The organism is Serratia sp. CY43202 (assembly GCF_052168755.1).
Classification (GTDB): domain Bacteria; phylum Pseudomonadota; class Gammaproteobacteria; order Enterobacterales; family Enterobacteriaceae; genus Serratia; species Serratia bockelmannii.
In genome coordinates this window covers 1-20,553 of the sequence record NZ_JBJNMB010000011.1, presented here as the reverse complement: position 1 = coordinate 20,553, position 20,553 = coordinate 1, and the positions used below count along the sequence as shown (strand labels likewise).

Genomic DNA, 20,553 nt, shown 5'->3' with positions numbered 1-20,553 from the left:
ATGCGTATAACTAGAATACAAGAAATTCCTCTTTGACTGGCCAATAGCGATATTGGCCACTTTTTTACCCCTGTGGCTGCAGCATCGCCGGCAGGTTATCCTCGCCATACAGGTGCAATGCGCCAACCGCCACCACATAGTCCCCGGCCGGCAGCGCCTCCAGCTGACGCCGCCAGTCGCGATTGCGCTGATGCATCAGCACGTCGTACAGCCCAGCGCTGAAGGTGGCCGGCAGCGTGTCCAGCGTGCCGCGCGGTTTGGCGTCCAGCCACCAGCTCACCATGGTTTGCAGCAGCCGCGCGTTGGTATGCCAGTGTTCCAGCGTATCGCGCAGCAGTGCGATGCCGCCTTCCGGCAGCTGTTCCAGCATTGCCAACTGCTGCTGCGCCCCTTCAAGTTCGATCACCGGTTTGTCCTGCGCCCGGGCGGCCTGCAGCAGCTGATAATCTACGCCGTACTCTGCGCGCAGCCCCAGACGCTGAGCCTGCCGCGCCTGCATCATCAGCGCCACCTGCCAGCCGGGCAGGGTGGCGAAGGCGTGCGGATCGGCGCCCAGTTCGTGGCACAGCGCCAGCAGCTGTTGATACTCTTCGGCGGACAGGCGCTGTTCCAGCTCCGGCTGCTGTTCGGCGTGGTCGAAAGGGGAGGCGGCGCCGGTGATATCGGCTTCGACGATCAGCGCGTCGGCCTGTTGCAGCCGGGCGGCCAGCCGGGGCGGCAGCGGCGACATATCGACGGTGCCCATATGGATGCTGCCCACCAGATGCAGCCGACGTTCGCCCGGCAGGGTGATGTCCAGCGCCGGATAAGCGTAACTTTTGGGCGAGATCAGGCCGAGAAAGGCGGCGAGGCGGCGTAACAGTTGACCCATACGGCGTGGCTCCTGAATAACGGGTGCGCGTTTTCGCGTGCAAGGCGAGGGAAAATCGTCATTCATGCTAAACGCTATCCGCCGCGCAGGGAAGCCCGGAAAACAGCGGGGCGCCTTGACGGCGCCCCGGAGCTTACTTCCTGGGTTTAAAACGCAGCAGCCGGTTGGCGTTGCTGACTACGGTAATCGACGACAGCGCCATCGCGGCACCCGCCACCACCGGGCTGAGCAGTGTGCCGGTCAGCGGGTAGAGCACGCCGGCGGCGATTGGAATGCCCAGCGTATTATAGATAAAGGCGCCGAACAGGTTCTGCTTCATGTTGCGCAGCGTGGCCTTCGACAGCTCCACTGCATCCGCTACGCCATTCAGGCTGTGGCGCATCAGGGTGATGGCAGCGGTCTCGATGGCGATGTCGCTGCCGCCGCCCATCGCGATGCCCACGTCGGCCTGCGCCAGCGCCGGGGCGTCGTTGATGCCGTCGCCGACCATCGCCACGCGTTGGCCCTGCGCCTGCAGCTGTTTGATCGCCGCCGCTTTGCCGTCCGGCAGCACGCCGGCAATCACCCGATCGATACCGGCCTCTTTGGCGATGGCGTTGGCGGTCACCGGGTTGTCGCCGGTCAGCATCACCAGCTGATATCCCTGCTGGTGCAGGCGCTGCAGCGCCGCGACGCTGTCCTCGCGTAGCGGATCGCGAATGGCGAACAGCGCGGCCGGTTTACCGTCAACGGCCAGCAGCACCGGCGTCACGCCGCGTTCGGCCTGGGCGCGCATCGGCGCATCCAGTTCGGCGGTCGCGACCTGATGCTGTTCCAGCAGCGCGGCGTTACCCAGCAGCAACTGCGCGCCGTCGATCTCCCCGCTGACCCCGGCGCCGCGCAGGGTGCGGAACTGCGCCACCTGCGGCAGCGTTTGCCCGGCGGCGCGTTCCATGATGGCGCGCGCCAGCGGGTGGTTGGAGCCTTGTTCCAGCGCGGCGGCCCAGCCGATCGCCTGCTGCTCGCTGACCTGATTGAAGGTCAGGATCTCCACCACCTGCGGTTTCCCTTCGGTCAGGGTGCCGGTTTTGTCGAACACCAGGGTGTCCAACTGGCTGGCCTGTTGCAGGGCGTCGGCGTCGCGCACCAGCACGCCGAATTCCGCCGCGCGGCCCACGCCGGAGATGATCGACATCGGCGTTGCCAGGCCCAATGCGCATGGGCAGGCGATGATCAGCACCGTGGTGGCGATCACCAGCGTATAGACCAGCTGCGGCTGCGGGCCGAAGAAGTACCACATCGCTGCGCTGAACAGGGCGATCGCCACCACCGCCGGCACGAACACCGCCGAGACGCGGTCAGCCAACTGGCCAATCGCCGGTTTACTGCTCTGCGCCTGACGCACCAGTTTGATGATGCGCGCCAGCGTGGTTTGGCTACCGATGGCGGCGGCGCGGAACAGCACGCTGCCGTCGTCGACCACCGTCCCGGCATGCACCGTATCGCCGGGGCCTTTCTGCTGTGGCACCGCTTCGCCGGTCAGCATCGCTTCATCGAGCCAGACTTCGCCCTGCACGATTTCACCGTCGACCGGCACGCGATCGCCGGTGGTCAGCCGCAGCGTCATGCCGAGCTGCACCTCCGCCAGCGGGATATCGCGTTCGCCGTCGTCGGTCACCAGCCGCGCGGTGGGCGGTGTCAGATCCAGTAACCGCTCCAGCGCCTGTGAAGAACGCTGACGAGCGCGCTGCTCCAGCGCATGGCCGAGGTTGATCAAACCGATGATCATCGCGCTGGCCTCGTAATAGAGGTGGCGCGCTTCCATCGGGAAGAAATCGGGCCAAATGTTGACGGCGATCGAGTAAAGCCAGGCGGCGCCGGTGCCGAGTGCCACCAGGGTATCCATGGTGGCGCTGCCGTTCATCAGCGCGCGCCAGGCGTTGCGGTAGAAGTGCTCGCCGGCAAACACCATCACCGCCAGGGTGATGACGCCGACCAGCAGCCAGGGGCGCTGGGTTTCCGGCGTCAGCGTCATGCTGCCGCCGAACAGCCCCCAGGCCATCAGCGGGATACCCAACGCCAGCCCCAGCGCCGCCTGCCAGCTAAAGCGCTTCATGTTGGCGCGTGCGGTCTGCTGTTGGCGTTCGCGACGTTCTGTCTCGTCCTGAATCATCTCGGCACCGTAGCCGGCTTTTTCCACCGCCGCTACCAGTGCCTGCGCATCGGCGGCGCCGGTGACCAGCGCACTGCGCTCCGCCAGGTTGACGCGCGCGTGTTCAACGCCGGGGACGCTTTGCAGCGCATGCTGCACTTTATTGACACAGCTGGCGCAGGTCATGCCGCTGAGCAGCAGCTGTACGCTGTCGTCCGCGTTGTCGGTTGCCGGAAGGGGAGGCTGCGCCGCTGGCTGAACGTCCGGCAACGAAGGTGTTGCGTCAGTCAACGGCTCAGTTTTTGGGACGACGGCACCCGCCACGCTGGCGTGATAACCGGCATCTTCCACCGCGGCGATCAGCGCCTGCGGATCGGCATCGCCGTACACTTTCGCGCTGTCGATCTCGACGTCGGTGGCGAACACGCCCGGCACGGCTTCCAGTGCCTTGCGGGTGGTGCCGACGCAGTGCATGCAGCTCAGGCCGCTCAGCTGCAGCTCGGTGTCGGCGTGCGGCGCGACTTCGGCCTGATAGCCGGCGGCGATCACGCTGTCGATCAGCGCGTTGTCCGGTGCGTCGCCGGTCACTTTGGCGTAATGCACGTTAACTTCGGCTTTTTCGACATCGCTGCGGCTTTCCAGGGCTTTTTTCACCCGCTGCGCGCAGTTCATGCAGGACAGCCCCTGCAATGCCAGCATAGTGGTGTGTGACATGATTGAACTCCTTGCTTAAAGGGCGGTGTTGCAACGGTCACCGCAGGATCGACTTTTACTCAACGCAGAGCTTAAACCTTCCAGCAAGGTTAAGGTCAACAGACTTTTTTATCGATGATGAAAAAAGTGCGCCGTCGCCCTTTGCGGTTACCACCCGGCCCCCAAGGCTTTATAAAGACCGATCATGGCCTGAACATCGTTCAGTTGGTTAAGCGCGAGCGCATCCCGGGTTTGATAGGCGCTGCGTTGTGCGGTAAGCACGGGCAGATAGCCGCTGAGCCCCTGACGATAGAGCCGGGTGGCGCGAGTGAGTGCAACTCGGCTATCGCGTTCGGCGGCGGACAAGGCGGCGTGCCGCAACCGTTCGGTTCTCAGGCCGGACAACGCGTTTTCCACATCCCTGAAGGCCAAATGTACCTGCTGTTGGTAAATGAGGCGCTGCGCTTCGGCTTCTGCTCGCGCCTCCTGCACTGCAGCGTTGTTTTTTCCGCCGTTGTAAACGGACTGCTGGACGGAACCACTCAGCACCCAGGCGAAGCTTTGGGCGGAAAAGAGCTGATGCAGCAGGCTGGCGGTAGTATCCAGGCCCAACGGGATGGTGAATCTGGGAAAATCAGCAGCGATCGCAACGCCGATCCCGGCATTGGCGGCAGCTAGGCGACGTTCCGCCGCCCGGATATCCGGGCGCCGTCTTACCACCTCCGAAGGCAGCGAGAGCGGTAGCGCGGGCGGTACGGTGAGCGCTGCTTCTTGACGGTTCAACATGCCGCGCTGCGTTGCGGGAAAATCGCCGATCAGGACGCCGATAGCATGCATCAGGCGCTCGGCTTCGCCAGCGAATTCAGGCACTCTGGCCTGGTTGATTTCACGCTCCGCACGGGCCTGAGCGACTTCTGCCGCCGTGCCTAAACCGTGAGAATAGGCTTTGACCGCCAGCCTTTCCGCCGTCGTCAATGCCGCCAGGTTGTCCTGGGCGATCGACAGACGTTGTTGGGTGGTGCGCAGCGCCGCGTAGTCGTCGGCGAGTTCCGCCAGCAGGCTGACCAAAATGGCGCGCCCGTCATTTTCCACCGCCTGCACTTGGGCATCGGCGGCCTCCAGCGAGCGCCGCCGTCCGCCGAAGACGTCAATTTCCCAACTGGCTTCCAGGCCGAGCCGATAGGTTTTAGAACGCGCCGGTGTGGGGGCGTTATCCAATTTTGTCGACCATTGTGCCGTCGTGGTTTCTGCCCCGGCGTTGATTTCTGGTTCGAGCAAGCCGGCGGAACGTTCCCTTTCGGCGCGCGCCTGTAACAGCCGCTGGCGCGCTATCGCCAGATCCTGGTTATGCAGCAGCGCGCTGTCGACAAGCTGATTCAAGACGGGATCGTTGAACAGGCGCCACCAATGGGCCAATTCTTGTTCCTGCGCGTAATGGGTGCTTTCCGTTGTCGACCAGCCGGCGGGATGGGCGGGCGGTTCAGGCCGATAGTCGGGGCCAACGGCAGCGCAGCCGCCAAGTTGCAGGATAAGAAACGTGATGCCTGCCATTGTCAGATAGCGACAACTGTTTGATAAATGATTCATGTGCATCCTTTTACATCATGGCGTGCAGCCAATCGGTCAGGCGTCCGTGTGCCACGTTTTCCTGATCCGGGGGCGTAATATCGATGCTGGCGGTCATCCCCGCGGCGAGCAGAACGTTGGCGGGCAGGTCGTCGAGCGCGATGCGCACTGGGATGCGTTGAGCCAAGCGTATCCAACTGAAGGTTGGCGTGACGGTCGGTAAGCCGTTATCGCCCAGGTTGCCATTGTCGTCGGAAATGCCGCGTCCGATAGAGGCGACATGGCCCGCCAGCGGTTTGTCGCTGCCCATCAGACGGATGCTGGCCGGTGCACCGACGGTGATACGACGCAGCTTGGTCTCTTCGAAATAACCGGTAACCCGGAAACTGGTGGCATCGATCAAGGCTATGTTGGCCTGGCCGACGAGTGCATAGTCGCCTTGGCGCAAACGAAGGTGGGTGATGAAACCGTCCGCAGGCGCGCGCAACACGCTGCGCTCGAGGTTCAACTGGGCGATATGCAAGGCGGCCTGCGCCTTTTGCATGTCCGCCTGGGCGATGGCGACGCTGCGTCCGGCGCGGCGGATATCTTCCAGGGGCACGATCTCGTCGAGGCCCCGGCGCCGTTTCGCTTCTTCCTGGCGTTGGTGCAACGTTTCTTCGGCTGCGGCAAGTTGGGCGTTTGCCTGGGTTTCAGCCAGTTTGAAACGCTGCGGATCGATGCGGTACAGCACATCGCCGCGTTTGACGCGTTGGTTATCCTCGACGGCGACCTCCAGGACGGTGCCGGCCACTTCCGGCGCGATGCGCACAACATCCGCGCTGACCCGGCCATCGCGGGTCCAGGGGGCGATGACATAAGCCTTCCAAAGCGCGACCACCAGCGATAGCGCGGCGGCACAGGCGCCGAGCGTGAACAGAATTCTGAATAATTTATTGACGGGCAAGGACATGGCGAAACTCTTTGCATTAAACGTAAAGGATTAAGGCTGCCAACAGCATCAGCGAAACGGCGAATTCGAACAGGGCGGGATGCCATACCCACCGCAGCAATCCGCTGCGCGCCAGCAGCGCCCTGACGGTGATATAGATAGGGAGCGTGACGCAGGCATAGATGAAAAAAGGCGACACATAGGTTTCGGCGATGGCGAACTCACTCATGGAGGCGTTCCTGCGCGGGCAGCGCGTTGAAATAGTGGGCATGGCGCTGGATCAGCCAAAAAATATCGGCGAAGGCCGCCATGGTTTTTTGAATGTCTTGCCGCTGCTGCGGATAGCGTTCTGCCATGCCTGCGAGCTGGCGTGCGGTACGCCGGGCATGGCGTATTGTGCGGGAGGACGAACCTGCGGTGGCGGCAAGACGCACCATCCCCCGCTGGGCCACGGTGTGCGGCGTAGGGGGCAGTCGGCGAGAGGCGAGCGTTTTTTTGATCCGCAGTACTTCTCGCCCAACGTGGATCGCCGCCAGCGCGGGGGCGAGCTCCGCGGCTATCCGTTGCGGGCTGCTTTTGAGCATCGCGCCAAGCTGCGCTATTCGGTGCTGTTGGCGTTGTTGCCAGACGACGGCGTCCGGAGATTTGCCTCGCAGAAGCGCCAATGTTTCGTTGCGCACGCGATGGCGTAAACGCTCGATGTCTCTTTCCGGGTTGCGTGGCAGAAGCAGCTGAAAACTCAACACGGCGAAAGCGGTCGCTGCGATCCAGGCGACGCTGTAATTCAGAAAATCATGCAGGTTGTAATGCATGGGATTGTCGGCGGCGGCCAGCGTGTTGAATCCAACCAGATACGCCAGGCCCGCCAGCATATGCCGAGGTAGCGTGGTCGCGTAGATCCCAGGTAGCCAGAACAGCGCCAGCGTGATGACCAGCAACGGGAGGCCGTCAAGATGCGGGAGGATGCCGAATGCGCAGACAAACGCCGCCGGCACGGCGTACATAGTGCCTTTCAGAAACTGCCAGGCGCCGGCGGCCGGGTTGCCCATGGTAGCGACCAATGCGCAATAAGGCGCCAGGACGAGCAACATCATGTCGCCATAATTCCAGCCGCTTTCCAGCCAGAAAAAACCGGCCAGAACAAGGGTCAGCATGGCGCGAAAGCCGTTCTGCGCGGCGCTGGCTAACGGGCGGTGAAAATGTACCGTCCGTCTTTTTTTCAGCGGTGCGCGTGGGCGATCGATCGCTGACAGCCCGACCAACGCGGCCAGATAATCGTCCACCTGCTCCAGCTGTCGATCCGCGGCAATGAGCAATGCCGCCTCTTCCCGCATATTTGGCAAATTCAATGCGTCACGCTGTTCGATAAGATGCGCGCGGGCTGCCTGTAAAATGGTGACGGCGCGCCGTGCACCATCGGCGCCCTCCGCTAAAGCATCGCCGGCGCTGAGCCAGGCGGCCTGCAGCGGCGAACTCAACGCCTTCAGGGCTTCTGGAGGGCAGTCCTGCGGCGTTGGCCCGCCGGCCAGTGCGCTGAAAAGCGAAGACATGGCATCGCGAATCGCCGCTGCGCGTTGTGCAAGCTCTTTTGACTCGGCTTTGCCCAGAGCCAGCAGGTCGTCGATGCTGTAGATATCGCTCATGATGTGCACCCTGGCCGGCTCGGCGGCGGGCGTGCTGTCGCCGATGATCTTCGCCGTGTTCGCCGCCAGGCGAGCGTAGTGAGCGGCCAGTTTCTCGCGCATGCCGCGTGCGCTGAATAAAGAAACCACCAGGCCGAGGCAAACGACTCCGATAGCCACCGTTGAACCGCGACCAATGACGTGCTCAAAGGTCTTTTCCGGGTGCCCCATCGCGCCATAGGTCGCCAGCCCGACGGTATAGCCCGCGACGACGGCGCCAGAACCTTTGAAATGACGCAACAGCGTCATGGCAGCAACGCACAACCCCATCCAACAGCCAAAGGCGATGATGAAAAGCAGCGGCATTTGGCCGAATAACGACATCAGCAACAGCGCGGCCAGAATACCGATCAGCGTGCCGATCAGGCGCCAGCTGCCTTTGCCGATGACGGCTCCTTGCGTTGGATTGATCACCAATAGCACGGTGGAAGCCGCGGAATAAGGCATATCCAGTTCGAGCTGGTAGGCGACGGCCAGCGCCAGTCCCGCAGCGGCAATCGAACGGACGATATAGGCGCACCGTGGCGTAATGAAGTCCAGATGCGACAGCAGATTGATGAATGGCGCTCTTGTCTGGCGAAGGTGGGGGGCGGGCGGCATGCGAAACTTCCTCATCGACGGTGGCATAACGACGAGGGGAGTGTAAAAGTGGCCGCAAAAAGGCGGAAGTTGCCATATTGCACGCCAGACGTGCGTTAAACGCACGTCTGCGGGCGGTTATGTTATACGCGATTCTGTAAGTGTACGGATGGTGCGCCTCAGCCACTGGTGAGCCGGATCGTGCTGGTGGCGCGGATGCCAGGTCTGCGTGATAAGTATATCTGCCAGGGCTACCGGCAGTTTGAACGTGGCGATGTCAAGGCCGGCTTGCCGCGCGGCGTGAGCGAGCTGTTCCGGTAAGGACAGAATAAAGTCGGTCGCGTTCAGAGCCAGCAGGGCGCTGCTTGGCGTAGGGACCACCAACGCCACCTTTCTGGCTAACCCGTGCCGGGCCAACGCTTCATCCAGCGGGCCATGGTTTTTGCCGCGGCGCGATACGCCGATATGTCCCCAGCGGACAAGGCTCGCCGGCGTGATATCCTCCGCGAGAATCGGATGATTCGCGCCAACCACGCCGACCATGTGAGTGGAAAACAAGGGCTGAACGTGCATCTCTTTGCCGAACGGGCGCGATGCGCTGATGAAGTGGTCGATTCGTCCGGTGCGAAGCGCTTCGTTGTCGACATCGTTTTCTTCAGGGGTAAAGCACAGCGTCGCGCAAGGCATCTGCGTTTGCATGATGTCGAGCAGTTTGCCGGCATAGATGCCAATGAAAATGTCGTTGGCCCGGACGTTGAAACGCGCTTCCAGCCTGCGTAAATCGATATCGCCGCTTTTTGCCAGAACCGCGGTGGCTTGTTGCAGGGCATCTTTGAGCTGGTCGCGGATCTCGATGGCGCGCGGCGTTGGCACCAGTTCTCGCCCTGAAGGCACCAGGATCGGATCGCCGACGGTGTGTCGGATGCGTCCCAGCGCGCGGCTCATCGCCGGCGGGCTCAGATTCATGCGTCGCGCAGCGCCGACGACGCTACCTTCCTCCAGCAACGCTTCAAGGGCATACAACATGTTCAGGTCGGGGCGCATCGATATCAATACTCCGAATGAGAATCGCTCTTATTCCGAGAGTATGCGGAAAAAAAAATAAGTTTTATAGCCAATAACAGGCGGCCAAGTGGGATGAGAAGGGAAAACTACAGACGCCATTGACGAAAGCTTTCATTCGTTTACTTAATTTTCCGTATAGTGAGTTGGCCTGGAGACGGCAGGGCGAGTTCGTTAAAATTAAAGCGGCTTTCACTTGAGAGCGGTTTGGGAGGAGCAAATGAATATTAGCGATGTCGCGAAAAAAACCGGGTTAACCAGCAAGACGATTCGTTTTTACGAAGAGAAAGCGCTGATTACCGCCCCGATCCGCAGCGACAACGGTTACCGCCACTATTCCGCCAAGCATGTCGAAGAGCTGACGCTGCTGCGTCAGGCGCGGCAGGTGGGCTTCAACCTGGACGAGTGCCGCGAACTGGTGGCGTTGTTCAACGATCCGGCCCGCCACAGCGCCGACGTGAAGGCACGCACGCTGCAGAAGGTGGCGGAGATCGAAAAGCACATCAGCGAGCTGGGGAACATGCGCCAGCGCCTGCTGACGCTGGCGGAACAATGCCCGGGCGATGAGGGGGCGGAGTGCCCCATCATCAATAACCTGGCGGGGTGTTGTCGTTCTAATTAACGGCTGATGGCGCGGATCACCAGCGTGACCCCTTCCACCGCCACCACTTCCACCTCGGTGCCGGCGGGCAGATCTTCCGCCGCCTGCGCGCGCCAGCTGCTGTCGCCGATATTAATGCGCCCCATACCGTTGTGCATCGGCTCCGTCAGCGTGGCGCGGGTGCCGATCAGCTGGCGGTTGCGCTGGTTGAGCACCGGCGACCCGCCGGATGCGGCTGCCGGGCGCCGACGCAGCCAGTACCACCACAGGTAAGCGACGACGACGGTCAGGACGGCGAAGATCATGCCTTGCCATGCCCAGGAAAGCGGCGGCAGTAGCCAGATCAGGGCGCCGACCAACAGCGCCGCCACACCGCTCCACAGCAGGTAGCCGCCGGCGCCGAGCATTTCCGCCGCCAGCAACACGCCCCCGAGAGAGAGCCAGAACCACAGCGGATTCGCCGCGATCAGTTCGAGCATGATTATTTGCCTTTGCTTTCTTTCAGCAGTTCGGTAATGCCGCCGATCGAGCCGAGCAGGCTGCTGGCGTCCAGCGGCATCATCACCACTTTGCTGTTGTTGGAGGAACCGATCTTCTGCAGCGCGTCGGTGTATTTCTGCGCCACGAAGTAGTTCACCGCCTGAATGTTGCCGCTGGCGATGGCGTCGGATACCAGCTGGGTGGCGCGCGCCTCGGCCTCGGCGGCGCGTTCACGCGCTTCCGCCTGCAGGAACGCCGACTGGCGTTCGCCCTCGGCCTTCAGGATCTGCGATTGTTTCTCCCCCTCGGCGCGCAGAATGGCCGCCTGACGCACCCCCTCTGCCTCCAGGATGTCGGCGCGCTTGGTGCGCTCGGCCTTCATCTGGGCGTTCATCGAGGCGATCAGTTCCGCCGGCGGCCGCACGTCGCGGATCTCGATACGGGTGATTTTCACCCCCCAAGGATTGGTCGCTTCATCGACGATGTGCAGCAGGCGGCTGTTGATGCTGTCGCGCTGCGACAGCATTTCGTCGAGCTCCATTGAGCCGAGCACGGTGCGGAAGTTGGTCATGGTCAGGTTGACGATCGCCTGTTCGAGGTTGCTGACCTCGTAGGCGGCGCGCGCCGGATCGACCACCTGGATGAAGCACACCGCGTCGATGGCGACGTTGGCGTTATCGCGGGAAATCACCTCTTGGGAAGGGATATCCAGCACCTGCTCCATCATGTTGATTTTGCGGCCGATGCGGTCCATGAACGGCACCACCAGGTTCAGCCCCGGCATCAGCGTTTTGGTGTAGCGGCCGAAGCGTTCTACCGTCCATTGGAACCCCTGCGGCACAATTTTGACGCCGGCGAACACCACAATCAGCGCGACGACGATCACGATGGGAATAAAAGTAAGCATGCAAACCTCCTGTCAGACATATGTAAACAGATATTACGTCAGCGCCGGAAAAATGCCTACTGATACCGCGACTTAATCCAGGGCGCTGACGCAACCCGCGAGCGGTGGATCCCGCGTCTGGAACAGAGTGTTGTCACGACAAGTGTGGCACAGCTGAAAAATAGGTATGCCTAAATGGCATGATTTCAATAATTTTTATTCATTTCATGCTGTTGCTCGCCTTGGCTAGAGTAAAAACACCCCCTGTATTTACCGTCAAAAAGTTGTCATTTTTATTTGCGACTATGCTTTTTGAAATGACATTTCGGCCAAGGATTGTTATGGATTCGCTCAGTGTTGATGAACTCGCCCAGAAGAAGGATCGTTGGTATCGCATTGTGGAGGAGATGTTGGCGGAAGCCGGCGTCGCCATCAACGGCCCGCGCGCCTGGGATATCCGGGTGCATAACCCGGCGCTGTTCAAACGCATTTTGCAGGAAGGCTCGCTCGGCTTCGGCGAAAGCTATATGGACGGCTGGTGGGAGTGCGAACGGCTGGACATGCTGTTCACCCGCATTCTGCAGGCCGGCGTCGATGAACGGTTGCCGAAAAGCCTGAGCGACATCGCGCGCATCGCCTATGCCCGGCTGTTCAATCGCCAATCGCGCAAGCGTGCCTGGCAGGTGGGCAAAGAGCACTACGACATCGGCAACGACCTGTTCCGGGCGATGCTCGATCCTTATATGCAATACTCCTGCGGCTACTGGAAAGAGGCGCAGACGCTGGAGCAGGCGCAGCAGGCCAAGCTCAGGATGATCTGCGAAAAACTGCAGTTGAAACCGGGCATGACGCTGCTGGATATCGGTTGTGGCTGGGGCGGATTGGCGCAGTTTGCGGCGCAAAACTACGGCGTCTCGGTGCACGGCGTGACCATTTCGGCCGAGCAGCAGAAGCTGGCGCAGGCACGCTGCGCCGGGCTGGACGTCGAGATCTTGCTGCAGGATTACCGCGATCTGGATCGTCAGTTTGATCGCATCGTGTCGGTCGGCATGTTCGAGCACGTCGGGCCGAAAAACTACGAGACCTACTTCAGCGTCGCGGCGCGCAACCTGAAGCCCGACGGTCTGTTCCTGTTGCACACTATCGGTTCCAATCAAACCGATCTCAACGTCGACGCCTGGATAGACAAATACATCTTCCCCAACGGCTGCCTGCCTTCGGTGCGGCATATCGCCGAGGCCAGCGAAGGGCGTTTCGTGATGGAGGATTGGCACAACTTTGGCGCCGATTACGATCGCACGCTGATGGCCTGGCTGGAGAATTTCAAACGGGCGTGGCCGGATCTGATGGGCGGTTATTCCGAGCGCTTCGAACGCATGTTCACCTATTACCTGAACGCCTGCGCCGGCGCGTTCCGTTCGCGCAACATTCAGCTGTGGCAGGTGTTGTTCAGCCCGGCGGGCGTGGAGGGCGGGGTGCGGGTCTATCGCTAATCCCCGTCATATTTCAAGCTGGCTGCACGTTCGAGCCCTGGTCACTTAGTTATCTAAGCTCCCAGGGCTTTTCACATTTCCGCCTGGATGCAGCTTCAAGTATGACGGATATCAGTACAGCAGGGAGTACAGCTGGCGGCGATATTTAGCGGCCAGCGCGTCGCCGGTGCCGAGCGCGGCCAGAATGTCCATCAGGGTTTTGCGCGCGCTGCCGTTGGCGGCGGCCAGATCTTTCTTCAGATGCCCCATCAGCAGTTCCAGCGCTTCTTCGTTACGCCCGACCTGATGCAGCTGCAGCGCCAGCTGCACCGCCAGTTCGACGTTGTCCGGCTGCAGCTGCACCTGTTGTTGCAGCTGCTGGATTTCCGGCGTGTCCGCCGCCTGCTTCAACAGTTCAATCTGCGCCACCAGGCCCTGATAGCGGGTATCGCGATCCTGCAGCGGGATGGTCGCCAGCACAGCTTCGGCATCTTCGCTGCGGCTGAGGGCGATCTGGGTTTCGGCCAACGTCAGGCCGATGTCGCTGCGCTGCTGGCTGCTCTGCCAGGCGTCTTTCAGCAGCGGCAGCGCTTCGGCGGCGTTGCCGGCGGCCAGCAATTCTTGCGCCTGCGCCAGTTTCAGATCTTCTTCCTTCGGCAGGAAACGCTGCAGCAAGTCGCGGATCGCTTCTTCCGGCTGCGGGCCCTGGAAGCCATCGACCGGCTGACCGTCTTTAAACAGGTAGACCGTCGGAATCGAACGCAACCCGAATTGGGAGGCGATCATCTGTTCGGCGTCGCAGTCCACCTTGGCCAGAATGAACTGACCGGCGTATTCCGCCGCCAGCTTGTCCAGCACCGGCGTGAGCTGCAGGCAGTGTTGGCTGCGCTCGGACCAGAAGTAGAACAGCACCGGAATGGACATCGACTGTTCCAGCGTCTGGTGCAGGTTAGTTTCGTTAATATCAACAACAGCTTGAGCTAGCATCTTTTTTCTCTCTGATCGTGCGGAGCCATGGGGTGTAGATGGGGGCGCGCCGCCATTCTTCAACCCCGGCGGGCGAATTAAGCGTTGCTGCGCAGCAGCCAATCCAGGCAGCGGCCCGGCAAAATGCGGCGCAGCACGCTCATGGCGTGCGCCAGCAGGGTCACCGGGTAGCGCAATTTGGCGCGCGGGCTTTCCAGCGCGTGGCGCAATTTGGGCAGAATGGCCTCCGGCGGCAGCGTCAGGCGCTTGGCGATGCCGGGATTGTGCACCGGCTTGTCGCTCTGCGCCTGGTTGACGTTCTGGCTAAAGTGGGTGGAGATCGGCCCCGGTTCGATCAGGCTGACCTGAATGCCGCTGCCGTGCAGCTCCATGCGCAGCGCGTCCGACCAGGCTTCCAGCGCGAACTTGCTGGCGGCGTAGGCGCCGCGCCCGGCGCTGGAAACCAGGCCCATCACCGAACTGGTCTGAATAATGCGCCCTTCGCCGTGCGGCAACATCGCGGGCAACAACAGTTGGGTCAGTTGGTGGGTGCCGAACAGGTTGGTGGCGAACTGCCGCTCCAGCTGGCTGCGCGAAATGCGGCTGAGCGGGCCGTAAACGCCGAAACCGCTGTTATTGAACAGGCCGTACAGGCGGCCGTCGGTCAGCGCGATCACCTCGGCGGCGGCGCGCTCGACGCTGGCGCTGTCGTCCAGATCCAGCTCGATGCCTTCCAGCCCGAGCTGGCGCATGTTTTCCACGTCCTGCGGTTTGCGGCAGGCAGCCAGCACCCGGTAGCCGCGGTTGCGCAGATCCTGCGCCGCAATCAAGCCTATCCCGCTGGAACAGCCGGTTATCAATACCGCTTTTTGCATAACTTTACCTAGTGTACGACCCTAATTTAGTGAGACTCATGCTTTACTAGAGGCTCCAGGCGCTCCGCCATCCAGGTGGCGATAAACGGCTGGGCATCCCCATTGGGGTGCAATCCGTCATCCTGCATCCATTCCGGCTTCACCACCACCTGTTCCATATAGAACGGCAGCAGCGGAATGTTGAACTGTTTGGCCAGCGCCGGGTAGACGGCGCTGAACGCTTCAGTATAGCGGCGGCCGTAGTTCGGCGGGATGCGGATCTGCATCAGCAGCGGCTGCGCGCCGGCTTGCTGCACCAACGTGATGATTTGGCCGAGATCGCGCTGTACGTCCTGCGCCGGGAAGCCGCGCAGGCCGTCGTTGGCGCCCAGCTCGATCAGCACCCAGCGCGGCTGATGCTGTTTCAGCAGCGCGGGCAGACGCGCCAGCCCCTGCGCGGCGGTGTCGCCGCTGATGCTGGCGTTGACCAGCTGCGGCGCGCCCGATTTTTTCTGCCACTGTTCGGCCAACAGCGTCGGCCACGCCCGCTCGATCGGCAGGCGGTAGCCGGCGCTTAAACTGTCGCCCAAAATCAACAAGGTATCGGCGGCGGCAGCGCGTAAACTGAATAATCCCAACAGCAAAAGGAAGGGAAGATGCCAGCGGAAAACGTTCTTGAAGTTCATCATCTTAGTAAACACGTTGGTCAGGGTGAGCATCAGCTCACCATCCTTACCGGAGTCGAGCTGCTTGTCAAACCCGCGCAGACGATCGCCCTGATCGGCGAATCCGGATCGGGGAAATCGACCTTGCTGGGCATTTTGGCCGGGCTGGATGACGGCAGCGAAGGCGAGGTGCGCTTGCTCGGCGAGTCGCTGACCGCGCTGGACGAAGAGGGGCGCGCCGCGCTGCGCGCCAGGAATGTCGGCTTCGTGTTTCAGTCGTTCATGCTGGTGCCGACGCTGAACGCGCTGGAGAACGTGCAGCTGCCGGCGCTGTTGCGCGGCGAGAGCGACAGACAGAGCCGCGAGCAGGCGGTGCAACTGCTCGATCAGTTGGGGCTGGGGAAACGGCTCGATCACCTGCCGGCGCAGCTGTCCGGCGGCGAGCAGCAGCGCGTGGCGCTGGCGCGCGCCTTCAGCGGCCGACCGCGGGTGCTGTTCGCCGATGAACCGACCGGCAACCTCGATCGTCAGACCGGCGATCGCATCGCCGACCTGCTGTTTTCCCTCAACCGCGATTTTGACACTACCCTGATCCTGGTGACCCATGACGAAACCCTGGCGGCGCGCTGCCAGCGGCGGCTGCGGCTGCGTGAAGGCAAGCTGTGGGAGGAAGCATGATCTGGCGCTGGTTCTGGCGCGAATGGCGCTCGCCGTCGCTGCTGATCGTTTGGTTGGCGTTGACGCTCTCCGTGGCCTGCGTGCTGGCGCTGGGCAGCATCAGCGATCGCATGGACAAAGGGCTCAGCCAGCAGAGCCGTGACTTTATCGCCGGCGATCGGGTGTTGCGCAGCGCGCATCCGGTGCCGGAAGGCTGGCTGCTGGACGCGCAGCAACAGGGGCTGAAGGTGAGTCGTCAGCTGTCGTTCACCACCATGACCTATGCCGGCGATCGGCCGCAGCTGGCGGACGTGAAAGCCACCGATCTGGCCTATCCGCTGTACGGCAAGCTGGAAACGCGCCCGGCCAACATCCAGCCCGAACCGGGCAGCGTGCTGGTGGCGCCGCGTTTGCTGGCGCTGCTGAACGTGAAAGTGGGGGATTCGCTCGAGGTGGGCGACACCACGCTGCGCATCGCCGGTGAAATCATTCAGGAGCCGGACGCCGGTTTCAATCCGTTCCAGACCGCGCCGCGCATCATGATCAACCTGGCGGACGTCGATAAGACCGGCGCAGTGCAGCCGGGTAGCCGGCTGACCTACCGCTACATGTTCGCCGGCGCCGAGCCGGATATTCAGCGTTACGAAGCGCGGTTGACGCCGCAGTTGACGCCGGATCAGCGTTGGTTCGGGCTACAGGAGTCCGGCAGCGCGCTCGGCAAGTCGCTGCAGCGCTCCCAACAGTTCCTGCTGCTGTCGGCTCTGCTGACGCTGCTGTTGTCGATCGCCGCCGTGGCGGTGGCGATGAGCCACTATTGCCGCAGCCGCTACGATCTGATTGCGGTGCTGAAAACTCTTGGTGCCGGGCGCGGCGCGCTGCGTAAATTGATCGTCGGCCAGTGGCTGGCGGTGATGGCGCTGGCGGCGGTGTGCGGCGGGGCGATCGGGCTGGCGTTCGAAGCGCTGCTGATTCGCCTGCTGAAACCGGTGTTGCCGGCTGCATTGCCCGCCGCCGGCGCCTGGCCGTGGCTGTGGGCGCTCGGCGCGCTGGTGCTGATTTCGCTGCTGGTCGGGTTGCGGCCGTATCGCCAGCTGCTGGCTACCCAGCCGCTGCGGGTGCTGCGCCGCGATGTGGTGGCCAACGTCTGGCCGCTGCGCTACTTCCTGCCGGTGACGGTGGCGATCGTGGTGGCGCTGTTGGTGACGCTGATGGGGGCCAGCACGCTGCTGTGGGCGATCCTGGCGGGTATGGCGGTACTGGCGCTGCTGCTGGGCGGCATCGGCTGGGGCAGCCTGCTGCTGCTGCGCCGCATCACGCTCAAGAGCCTGGCGCTGCGGCTGGCGGTCAACCGCCTGCTGCATCAGCCGTGGGTGACCATCAGCCAGCTGGCGGCGTTCTCGCTGTCGTTCATGCTGCTGGCGCTGCTGTTGGTGCTGCGCGGCGATCTGCTCGAACGCTGGCAGCAACAGCTGCCGCCGGACAGCCCGAACTATTTCCTGCTCAACATGACCGAGGCGCAGGTGCCGCAGGTGAAAACCTTCCTGCAGCAGCACCAGATCAAACCGGAAACCTATTACCCGATCGTCCGGGTGCGCCTGACCGAGATAAACCAGCAGGTGGCGACCGAACGGGTGCATGAAGACGATCCGGGCGGCGAGGCGGTGAACCGTGAGCTGAACCTGACCTGGCTGGCCGAACTGCCGGATCACAATCCGTTGGTGGCGGGCAATTGGCCGCCGAAAAGCGGCGAAGTCTCGATGGATGAAGGTATCGCCGGGCGGCTGAAGATCACGCTGGGCGACACGCTGACCTTCAGCGGCGATACCCAGGCGTTCAGCGCCAAAGTCACCAGCCTGCGCCAGGTGGATTGGGAAAGCCTGAAGCCGAACTTTTACTTTATCTTCCCGCCGGGCGCGCTGGACGGCCAGCCGCAGACCTGGCTCACTAGCTTCCGCTACGACGGCGACGGCCAGATGCTGACCCAGCTCAACCGCCAGTTCCCAACGCTCAGCCTGCTGGACATCGGCGCGATCCTGAAACAGGTCGGCGGCGTGCTGCAACAGGTCAGCCGCGCGCTGGAGGTGATGGTGGTGCTGGTGGTGCTGTGCGGCGGCCTACTGCTGCTGGCACAGGTGCAGGTCGGCATGCGTCAGCGCCGCCAGGAGCTGGTGGTGTACCGCACGCTGGGGGCCGGCAAACGGCTGCTGCGCCGCACGCTGTGGTGCGAGTTCGCCCTGCTGGGGCTGGTGGCGGGCATCGCGGCGGCGGTAGGCGCCGAGGCGGCGCTGTGGCTGCTGCAGAGCCGGGTGTTTGACTTCCCGTGGACGCCGACGCCGGTGCTGTGGTGGGCGCTGCCGCTGGCCAGCGCGCTGCTGCTGTCGCTGTGCGGCGGCTGGCTGGGCGTGCGCCTGCTGCGCGGCCGGGCGCTGTTCCGCAGTTATGAGGGCTGATCTTGCTGTCGCAGGTCCGTTGCCGCCAAGCGTGGCCGGGCCTGCCGTTTTTCTTGGGCGCGTTACTGGTGCTATTCCTCTCATGCCTACCTTGAGTGAAATCGATTACATTTATGTTGTGTCAATACGGCTACCTTTGATAATCGGTGCAACGGATATCAGGTCAGTTTCGCCTATTTTATGCATTAATTTATAGGGTTATGCATAAATTAAGCGACTTTATCCACCTTGAAAAACAGCATATCCATTTTTAATGGAATGTAACCGTTTTCACTAATGTGATCGCACTCACTTATCTTCGACGCATTGCCTCCTATCATGTCGCACACTGATGACCGTTTTCTCCTGGAGGCTGTATGAGCGATACCGTCAAAGTGACACCGGCGGAGAAAAGCCCGACTCATGTCGGCATGACTTTTTTCGTCTGTTTTTTAGCCGCCTTGGCCGGCCTGCTGTTCGGTCTTGATATCGGCGTGATCGCCGGCGCCCTGCCGTTTATTACCGAGACTTTTCAGATCACCAGCTCTCAGCAGGAGTGGGTGGTCAGCTCAATGATGTTTGGCGCCGCCGTCGGCGCTATCGGCAGCGGCTGGATGAACTTCCGGCTGGGGCGCAAATACAGTTTGATGATCGGCGCTATCCTCTTCGTGGCGGGATCGCTGTGTTCTGCGTTCGCCCCCAACGTGGAGGTGTTGATCGTTTCACGTATTCTGCTGGGATTGGCGGTGGGGATCGCTTCTTATACCGCGCCGATTTATCTTTCTGAAATCGCGCCGGAGAAAATCCGTGGCAGCATGATCTCGATGTATCAATTGATGATCACCATCGGCATTCTGGCCGCTTACCTGTCTGATACGGCATTCAGCTATACCGGTGCTTGGCGCTGGATGTTGGGCGTCATCACCATCCCGGCCGGGCTGTTGTTGGTCGGCGTGTTCTTTTTACCTGACAGCCCGCGGTGGTTGGCCTCGCGCAATCGTCATGAGCAGGCGCGTCAGGTGTTGGAGAAGCTGCGCGACAGCAGTGCCCAGGCGCAGTATGAACTGAATGAAATTCGTGAAAGCCTCAAACTGAAGCAAAGCGGTTGGGCGTTGTTCAAAGGCAATAAAAATTTCCGCCGCGCGGTTTTCCTTGGCATTCTTCTTCAGGTGATGCAGCAGTTCACCGGGATGAACGTCACCATGTATTACGCGCCGAAAATTTTCGGTCTGGCGGGCTTCGCCAGTACGGAACAGCAGATGTGGGGCACGGTGATCGTCGGTCTGGTCAACGTGCTGGCCACCTTTATCGCTATTGGGCTGGTAGACCGCTGGGGCCGCAAGCCCACTTTGATCCTTGGGTTTATCGTGATGGCCGTCGGCATGGGGGCGCTGGGAACCATGATGAACATCGGCATGAACTCGGCGGCGGAGCAATATTTCGCCATCGTCATGCTGCTGATGTTTATCGTCGGCTTTGCCATGAGCGCCGGCCCGCTGATTTGGGTGCTGTGCTCAGAGATCCAGCCATTGAAAGGCCGCGATTTCGGCATCACCTGTTCCACCGCCACTAACTGGATCGCCAATATGATCGTGGGGGCGACATTCCTGACCATGCTGAATTCGTTGGGTAGCGCTCACACCTTTTGGGTCTATGCGGGGCTTAACGTGCTGTTTGTTTTCATCACGCTGGCGCTGATCCCGGAAACGAAAAATATTTCTCTGGAACATATTGAACGCAATCTGATGGCCGGCAAACCGTTGCGTAACATCGGCTCGCGTTGATCTTTGCGTGACTAGTCCTGATATAGGTTGACACTTTTCAGCCTGATAGCGCCCGATGAACCTCATCGGGCGTTTTGTATTTCAGCGACAAGTGCGGCCGCCGCGTGTTGTAGAGGTTCACCGACTCCCTGACCATCTTTCTTGCCTGCGCGATATCTTCTGGCCTGCCGAGCAGGTATTCCGTTTTGAGTATCCCGTTTATCCGTTCCGCCAGCGCGTTCTGATAACAGTCATACCCGTCCGT

17 protein-coding genes and 1 pseudogene are annotated in these 20,553 nt (G+C 61.7%); 5 read left to right on the top strand and 13 right to left on the bottom strand.

The genetic code is table 11. The features are described 5' to 3' along the window. Positions 1 to 64: 64 nt before the first annotated feature. The 7 genes from ACJ8J5_RS21170 to ACJ8J5_RS21140 all read right to left on the bottom strand — a co-directional run bounded on the left by ACJ8J5_RS21170 (position 65) and on the right by ACJ8J5_RS21140 (position 9,497). A complete protein-coding gene (locus tag ACJ8J5_RS21170; RefSeq protein ID WP_025301805.1) occupies positions 65 to 871 on the bottom strand; it encodes a TraB/GumN family protein in 807 nt (268 codons plus the stop codon). 133 nt (positions 872 to 1,004) lie between these two features. After that, positions 1,005 to 3,716 carry a copper-exporting P-type ATPase CopA gene (gene copA, locus ACJ8J5_RS21165; protein WP_414104747.1) on the bottom strand — a complete coding sequence of 904 codons (2,712 nt, stop codon included), beginning with the start codon at positions 3,714 to 3,716 and terminating at the stop codon, positions 1,005 to 1,007. 147 nt (positions 3,717 to 3,863) lie between these two features. Continuing rightward, complete coding sequence (locus ACJ8J5_RS21160; protein WP_080433002.1) at positions 3,864 to 5,282, bottom strand: efflux transporter outer membrane subunit; 1,419 nt, start codon at positions 5,280 to 5,282, stop codon at positions 3,864 to 3,866. A 10-nt stretch (positions 5,283 to 5,292) separates the two neighbouring features. Beyond that, a complete protein-coding gene (locus tag ACJ8J5_RS21155) occupies positions 5,293 to 6,213 on the bottom strand; it encodes an efflux RND transporter periplasmic adaptor subunit (RefSeq protein ID WP_173889320.1) in 921 nt (306 codons plus the stop codon). Between the two features lie 16 nt (positions 6,214 to 6,229). Next, positions 6,230 to 6,421 (bottom strand): DUF1656 domain-containing protein, encoded by a 192-nt coding sequence (locus ACJ8J5_RS21150; protein ID WP_060432570.1) that lies wholly within the window; start codon positions 6,419 to 6,421, stop codon positions 6,230 to 6,232. Then, complete coding sequence (locus ACJ8J5_RS21145) at positions 6,414 to 8,474, bottom strand: FUSC family protein (protein ID WP_060432571.1); 2,061 nt, start codon at positions 8,472 to 8,474, stop codon at positions 6,414 to 6,416. Before ACJ8J5_RS21145 ends, ACJ8J5_RS21150 begins: the two co-directional genes overlap by 8 nt. Positions 8,475 to 8,591: 117 nt before the next feature. Further along, a complete protein-coding gene (locus tag ACJ8J5_RS21140; protein ID WP_060432572.1) occupies positions 8,592 to 9,497 on the bottom strand; it encodes a LysR family transcriptional regulator in 906 nt (301 codons plus the stop codon). A gap of 238 nt (positions 9,498 to 9,735) precedes the next feature. Between ACJ8J5_RS21140 and cueR the strand changes: the two genes are divergently transcribed. Next, positions 9,736 to 10,137, top strand: coding sequence for a Cu(I)-responsive transcriptional regulator (cueR, locus tag ACJ8J5_RS21135; protein ID WP_025301807.1), 402 nt, complete (start codon positions 9,736 to 9,738; stop codon positions 10,135 to 10,137). Here cueR and ACJ8J5_RS21130 read toward each other — a convergent pair. Beyond that, the gene (locus tag ACJ8J5_RS21130; protein WP_025301808.1) at positions 10,134 to 10,595 is read right to left on the bottom strand and encodes an NfeD family protein; all 462 of its coding nucleotides are present in this window, start codon (positions 10,593 to 10,595) and stop codon (positions 10,134 to 10,136) included. The genes cueR and ACJ8J5_RS21130 overlap by 4 nt on opposite strands. A 2-nt stretch (positions 10,596 to 10,597) precedes the next feature. Then, a complete protein-coding gene (locus tag ACJ8J5_RS21125) occupies positions 10,598 to 11,503 on the bottom strand; it encodes an SPFH domain-containing protein (protein WP_004940203.1) in 906 nt (301 codons plus the stop codon). 320 nt (positions 11,504 to 11,823) lie between these two features. On the opposite strand from ACJ8J5_RS21125, the gene cfa reads away from it, so the two are divergent. Beyond that, positions 11,824 to 12,975 (top strand): cyclopropane fatty acyl phospholipid synthase, encoded by a 1,152-nt coding sequence (gene cfa / locus ACJ8J5_RS21120; protein WP_025301809.1) that lies wholly within the window; start codon positions 11,824 to 11,826, stop codon positions 12,973 to 12,975. A gap of 111 nt (positions 12,976 to 13,086) precedes the next feature. Here cfa and ACJ8J5_RS21115 read toward each other — a convergent pair whose 3' ends face one another. The 3 genes from ACJ8J5_RS21115 to tesA all read right to left on the bottom strand — a co-directional run bounded on the left by ACJ8J5_RS21115 (position 13,087) and on the right by tesA (position 15,460). Then, positions 13,087 to 13,941: a co-chaperone YbbN gene (locus ACJ8J5_RS21115; protein WP_173889324.1), complete on the bottom strand. Its 855-nt coding sequence runs from the start codon at positions 13,939 to 13,941 to the stop codon at positions 13,087 to 13,089. Positions 13,942 to 14,018: 77 nt separating this feature from the next. Then, the gene (locus ACJ8J5_RS21110) at positions 14,019 to 14,795 is read right to left on the bottom strand and encodes an SDR family oxidoreductase (protein ID WP_414104746.1); all 777 of its coding nucleotides are present in this window, start codon (positions 14,793 to 14,795) and stop codon (positions 14,019 to 14,021) included. A gap of 26 nt (positions 14,796 to 14,821) precedes the next feature. Then, the gene (gene tesA / locus ACJ8J5_RS21105; RefSeq protein ID WP_161800806.1) at positions 14,822 to 15,460 is read right to left on the bottom strand and encodes a multifunctional acyl-CoA thioesterase I/protease I/lysophospholipase L1; all 639 of its coding nucleotides are present in this window, start codon (positions 15,458 to 15,460) and stop codon (positions 14,822 to 14,824) included. On the opposite strand from tesA, the gene ybbA reads away from it, so the two are divergent. From ybbA to ACJ8J5_RS21090, 3 genes are all read left to right on the top strand, one after another. Next, on the top strand, positions 15,431 to 16,117 hold the full coding sequence (gene ybbA, locus ACJ8J5_RS21100; protein ID WP_025301812.1) for a putative ABC transporter ATP-binding protein YbbA: 687 nt from the start codon (positions 15,431 to 15,433) through the stop codon (positions 16,115 to 16,117). The two genes, tesA and ybbA, sit on opposite strands and share 30 nt — an antisense overlap. Next, the gene (ybbP, locus tag ACJ8J5_RS21095) at positions 16,114 to 18,546 is read left to right on the top strand and encodes a putative ABC transporter permease subunit YbbP (protein ID WP_025301813.1); all 2,433 of its coding nucleotides are present in this window, start codon (positions 16,114 to 16,116) and stop codon (positions 18,544 to 18,546) included. Before ybbA ends, ybbP begins: the two co-directional genes overlap by 4 nt. A gap of 356 nt (positions 18,547 to 18,902) precedes the next feature. Beyond that, positions 18,903 to 20,309, top strand: coding sequence for a sugar porter family MFS transporter (locus tag ACJ8J5_RS21090; RefSeq protein ID WP_043135713.1), 1,407 nt, complete (start codon positions 18,903 to 18,905; stop codon positions 20,307 to 20,309). Between the two features lie 11 nt (positions 20,310 to 20,320). Here the strand turns inward: ACJ8J5_RS21090 and ACJ8J5_RS21085 are convergent. Next, a pseudogene (locus ACJ8J5_RS21085) lies at positions 20,321 to 20,553 on the bottom strand (integrase core domain-containing protein); the annotation flags it as partial.

What these genes read in the sequence shown, in the direction of transcription:
- ACJ8J5_RS21150 (WP_060432570.1), bottom strand. Translation starts at nt 6,421, where the DNA reads ATGAGTGAGTTCGCCATCGCCGAAACCTATGTGTCGCCTTTTTTCATC.
- ACJ8J5_RS21140 (WP_060432572.1), bottom strand. Translation starts at nt 9,497, where the DNA reads ATGCGCCCCGACCTGAACATGTTGTATGCCCTTGAAGCGTTGCTGGAG.
- ACJ8J5_RS21130 (WP_025301808.1), bottom strand. Translation starts at nt 10,595, where the DNA reads ATGCTCGAACTGATCGCGGCGAATCCGCTGTGGTTCTGGCTCTCTCTC.
- ACJ8J5_RS21125 (WP_004940203.1), bottom strand. Translation starts at nt 11,503, where the DNA reads ATGCTTACTTTTATTCCCATCGTGATCGTCGTCGCGCTGATTGTGGTG.
- ACJ8J5_RS21115 (WP_173889324.1), bottom strand. Translation starts at nt 13,941, where the DNA reads ATGCTAGCTCAAGCTGTTGTTGATATTAACGAAACTAACCTGCACCAG.
- ACJ8J5_RS21170 (WP_025301805.1), bottom strand. Translation starts at nt 871, where the DNA reads ATGGGTCAACTGTTACGCCGCCTCGCCGCCTTTCTCGGCCTGATCTCG.
- ybbP (WP_025301813.1), top strand. Translation starts at nt 16,114, where the DNA reads ATGATCTGGCGCTGGTTCTGGCGCGAATGGCGCTCGCCGTCGCTGCTG.
- ACJ8J5_RS21145 (WP_060432571.1), bottom strand. Translation starts at nt 8,474, where the DNA reads ATGCCGCCCGCCCCCCACCTTCGCCAGACAAGAGCGCCATTCATCAAT.
- ACJ8J5_RS21110 (WP_414104746.1), bottom strand. Translation starts at nt 14,795, where the DNA reads ATGCAAAAAGCGGTATTGATAACCGGCTGTTCCAGCGGGATAGGCTTG.
- cfa (WP_025301809.1), top strand. Translation starts at nt 11,824, where the DNA reads ATGGATTCGCTCAGTGTTGATGAACTCGCCCAGAAGAAGGATCGTTGG.
- ybbA (WP_025301812.1), top strand. Translation starts at nt 15,431, where the DNA reads ATGCCAGCGGAAAACGTTCTTGAAGTTCATCATCTTAGTAAACACGTT.
- cueR (WP_025301807.1), top strand. Translation starts at nt 9,736, where the DNA reads ATGAATATTAGCGATGTCGCGAAAAAAACCGGGTTAACCAGCAAGACG.
- ACJ8J5_RS21090 (WP_043135713.1), top strand. Translation starts at nt 18,903, where the DNA reads ATGAGCGATACCGTCAAAGTGACACCGGCGGAGAAAAGCCCGACTCAT.
- copA (WP_414104747.1), bottom strand. Translation starts at nt 3,716, where the DNA reads ATGTCACACACCACTATGCTGGCATTGCAGGGGCTGTCCTGCATGAAC.
- ACJ8J5_RS21160 (WP_080433002.1), bottom strand. Translation starts at nt 5,282, where the DNA reads ATGAATCATTTATCAAACAGTTGTCGCTATCTGACAATGGCAGGCATC.
- tesA (WP_161800806.1), bottom strand. Translation starts at nt 15,460, where the DNA reads ATGAACTTCAAGAACGTTTTCCGCTGGCATCTTCCCTTCCTTTTGCTG.
- ACJ8J5_RS21155 (WP_173889320.1), bottom strand. Translation starts at nt 6,213, where the DNA reads ATGTCCTTGCCCGTCAATAAATTATTCAGAATTCTGTTCACGCTCGGC.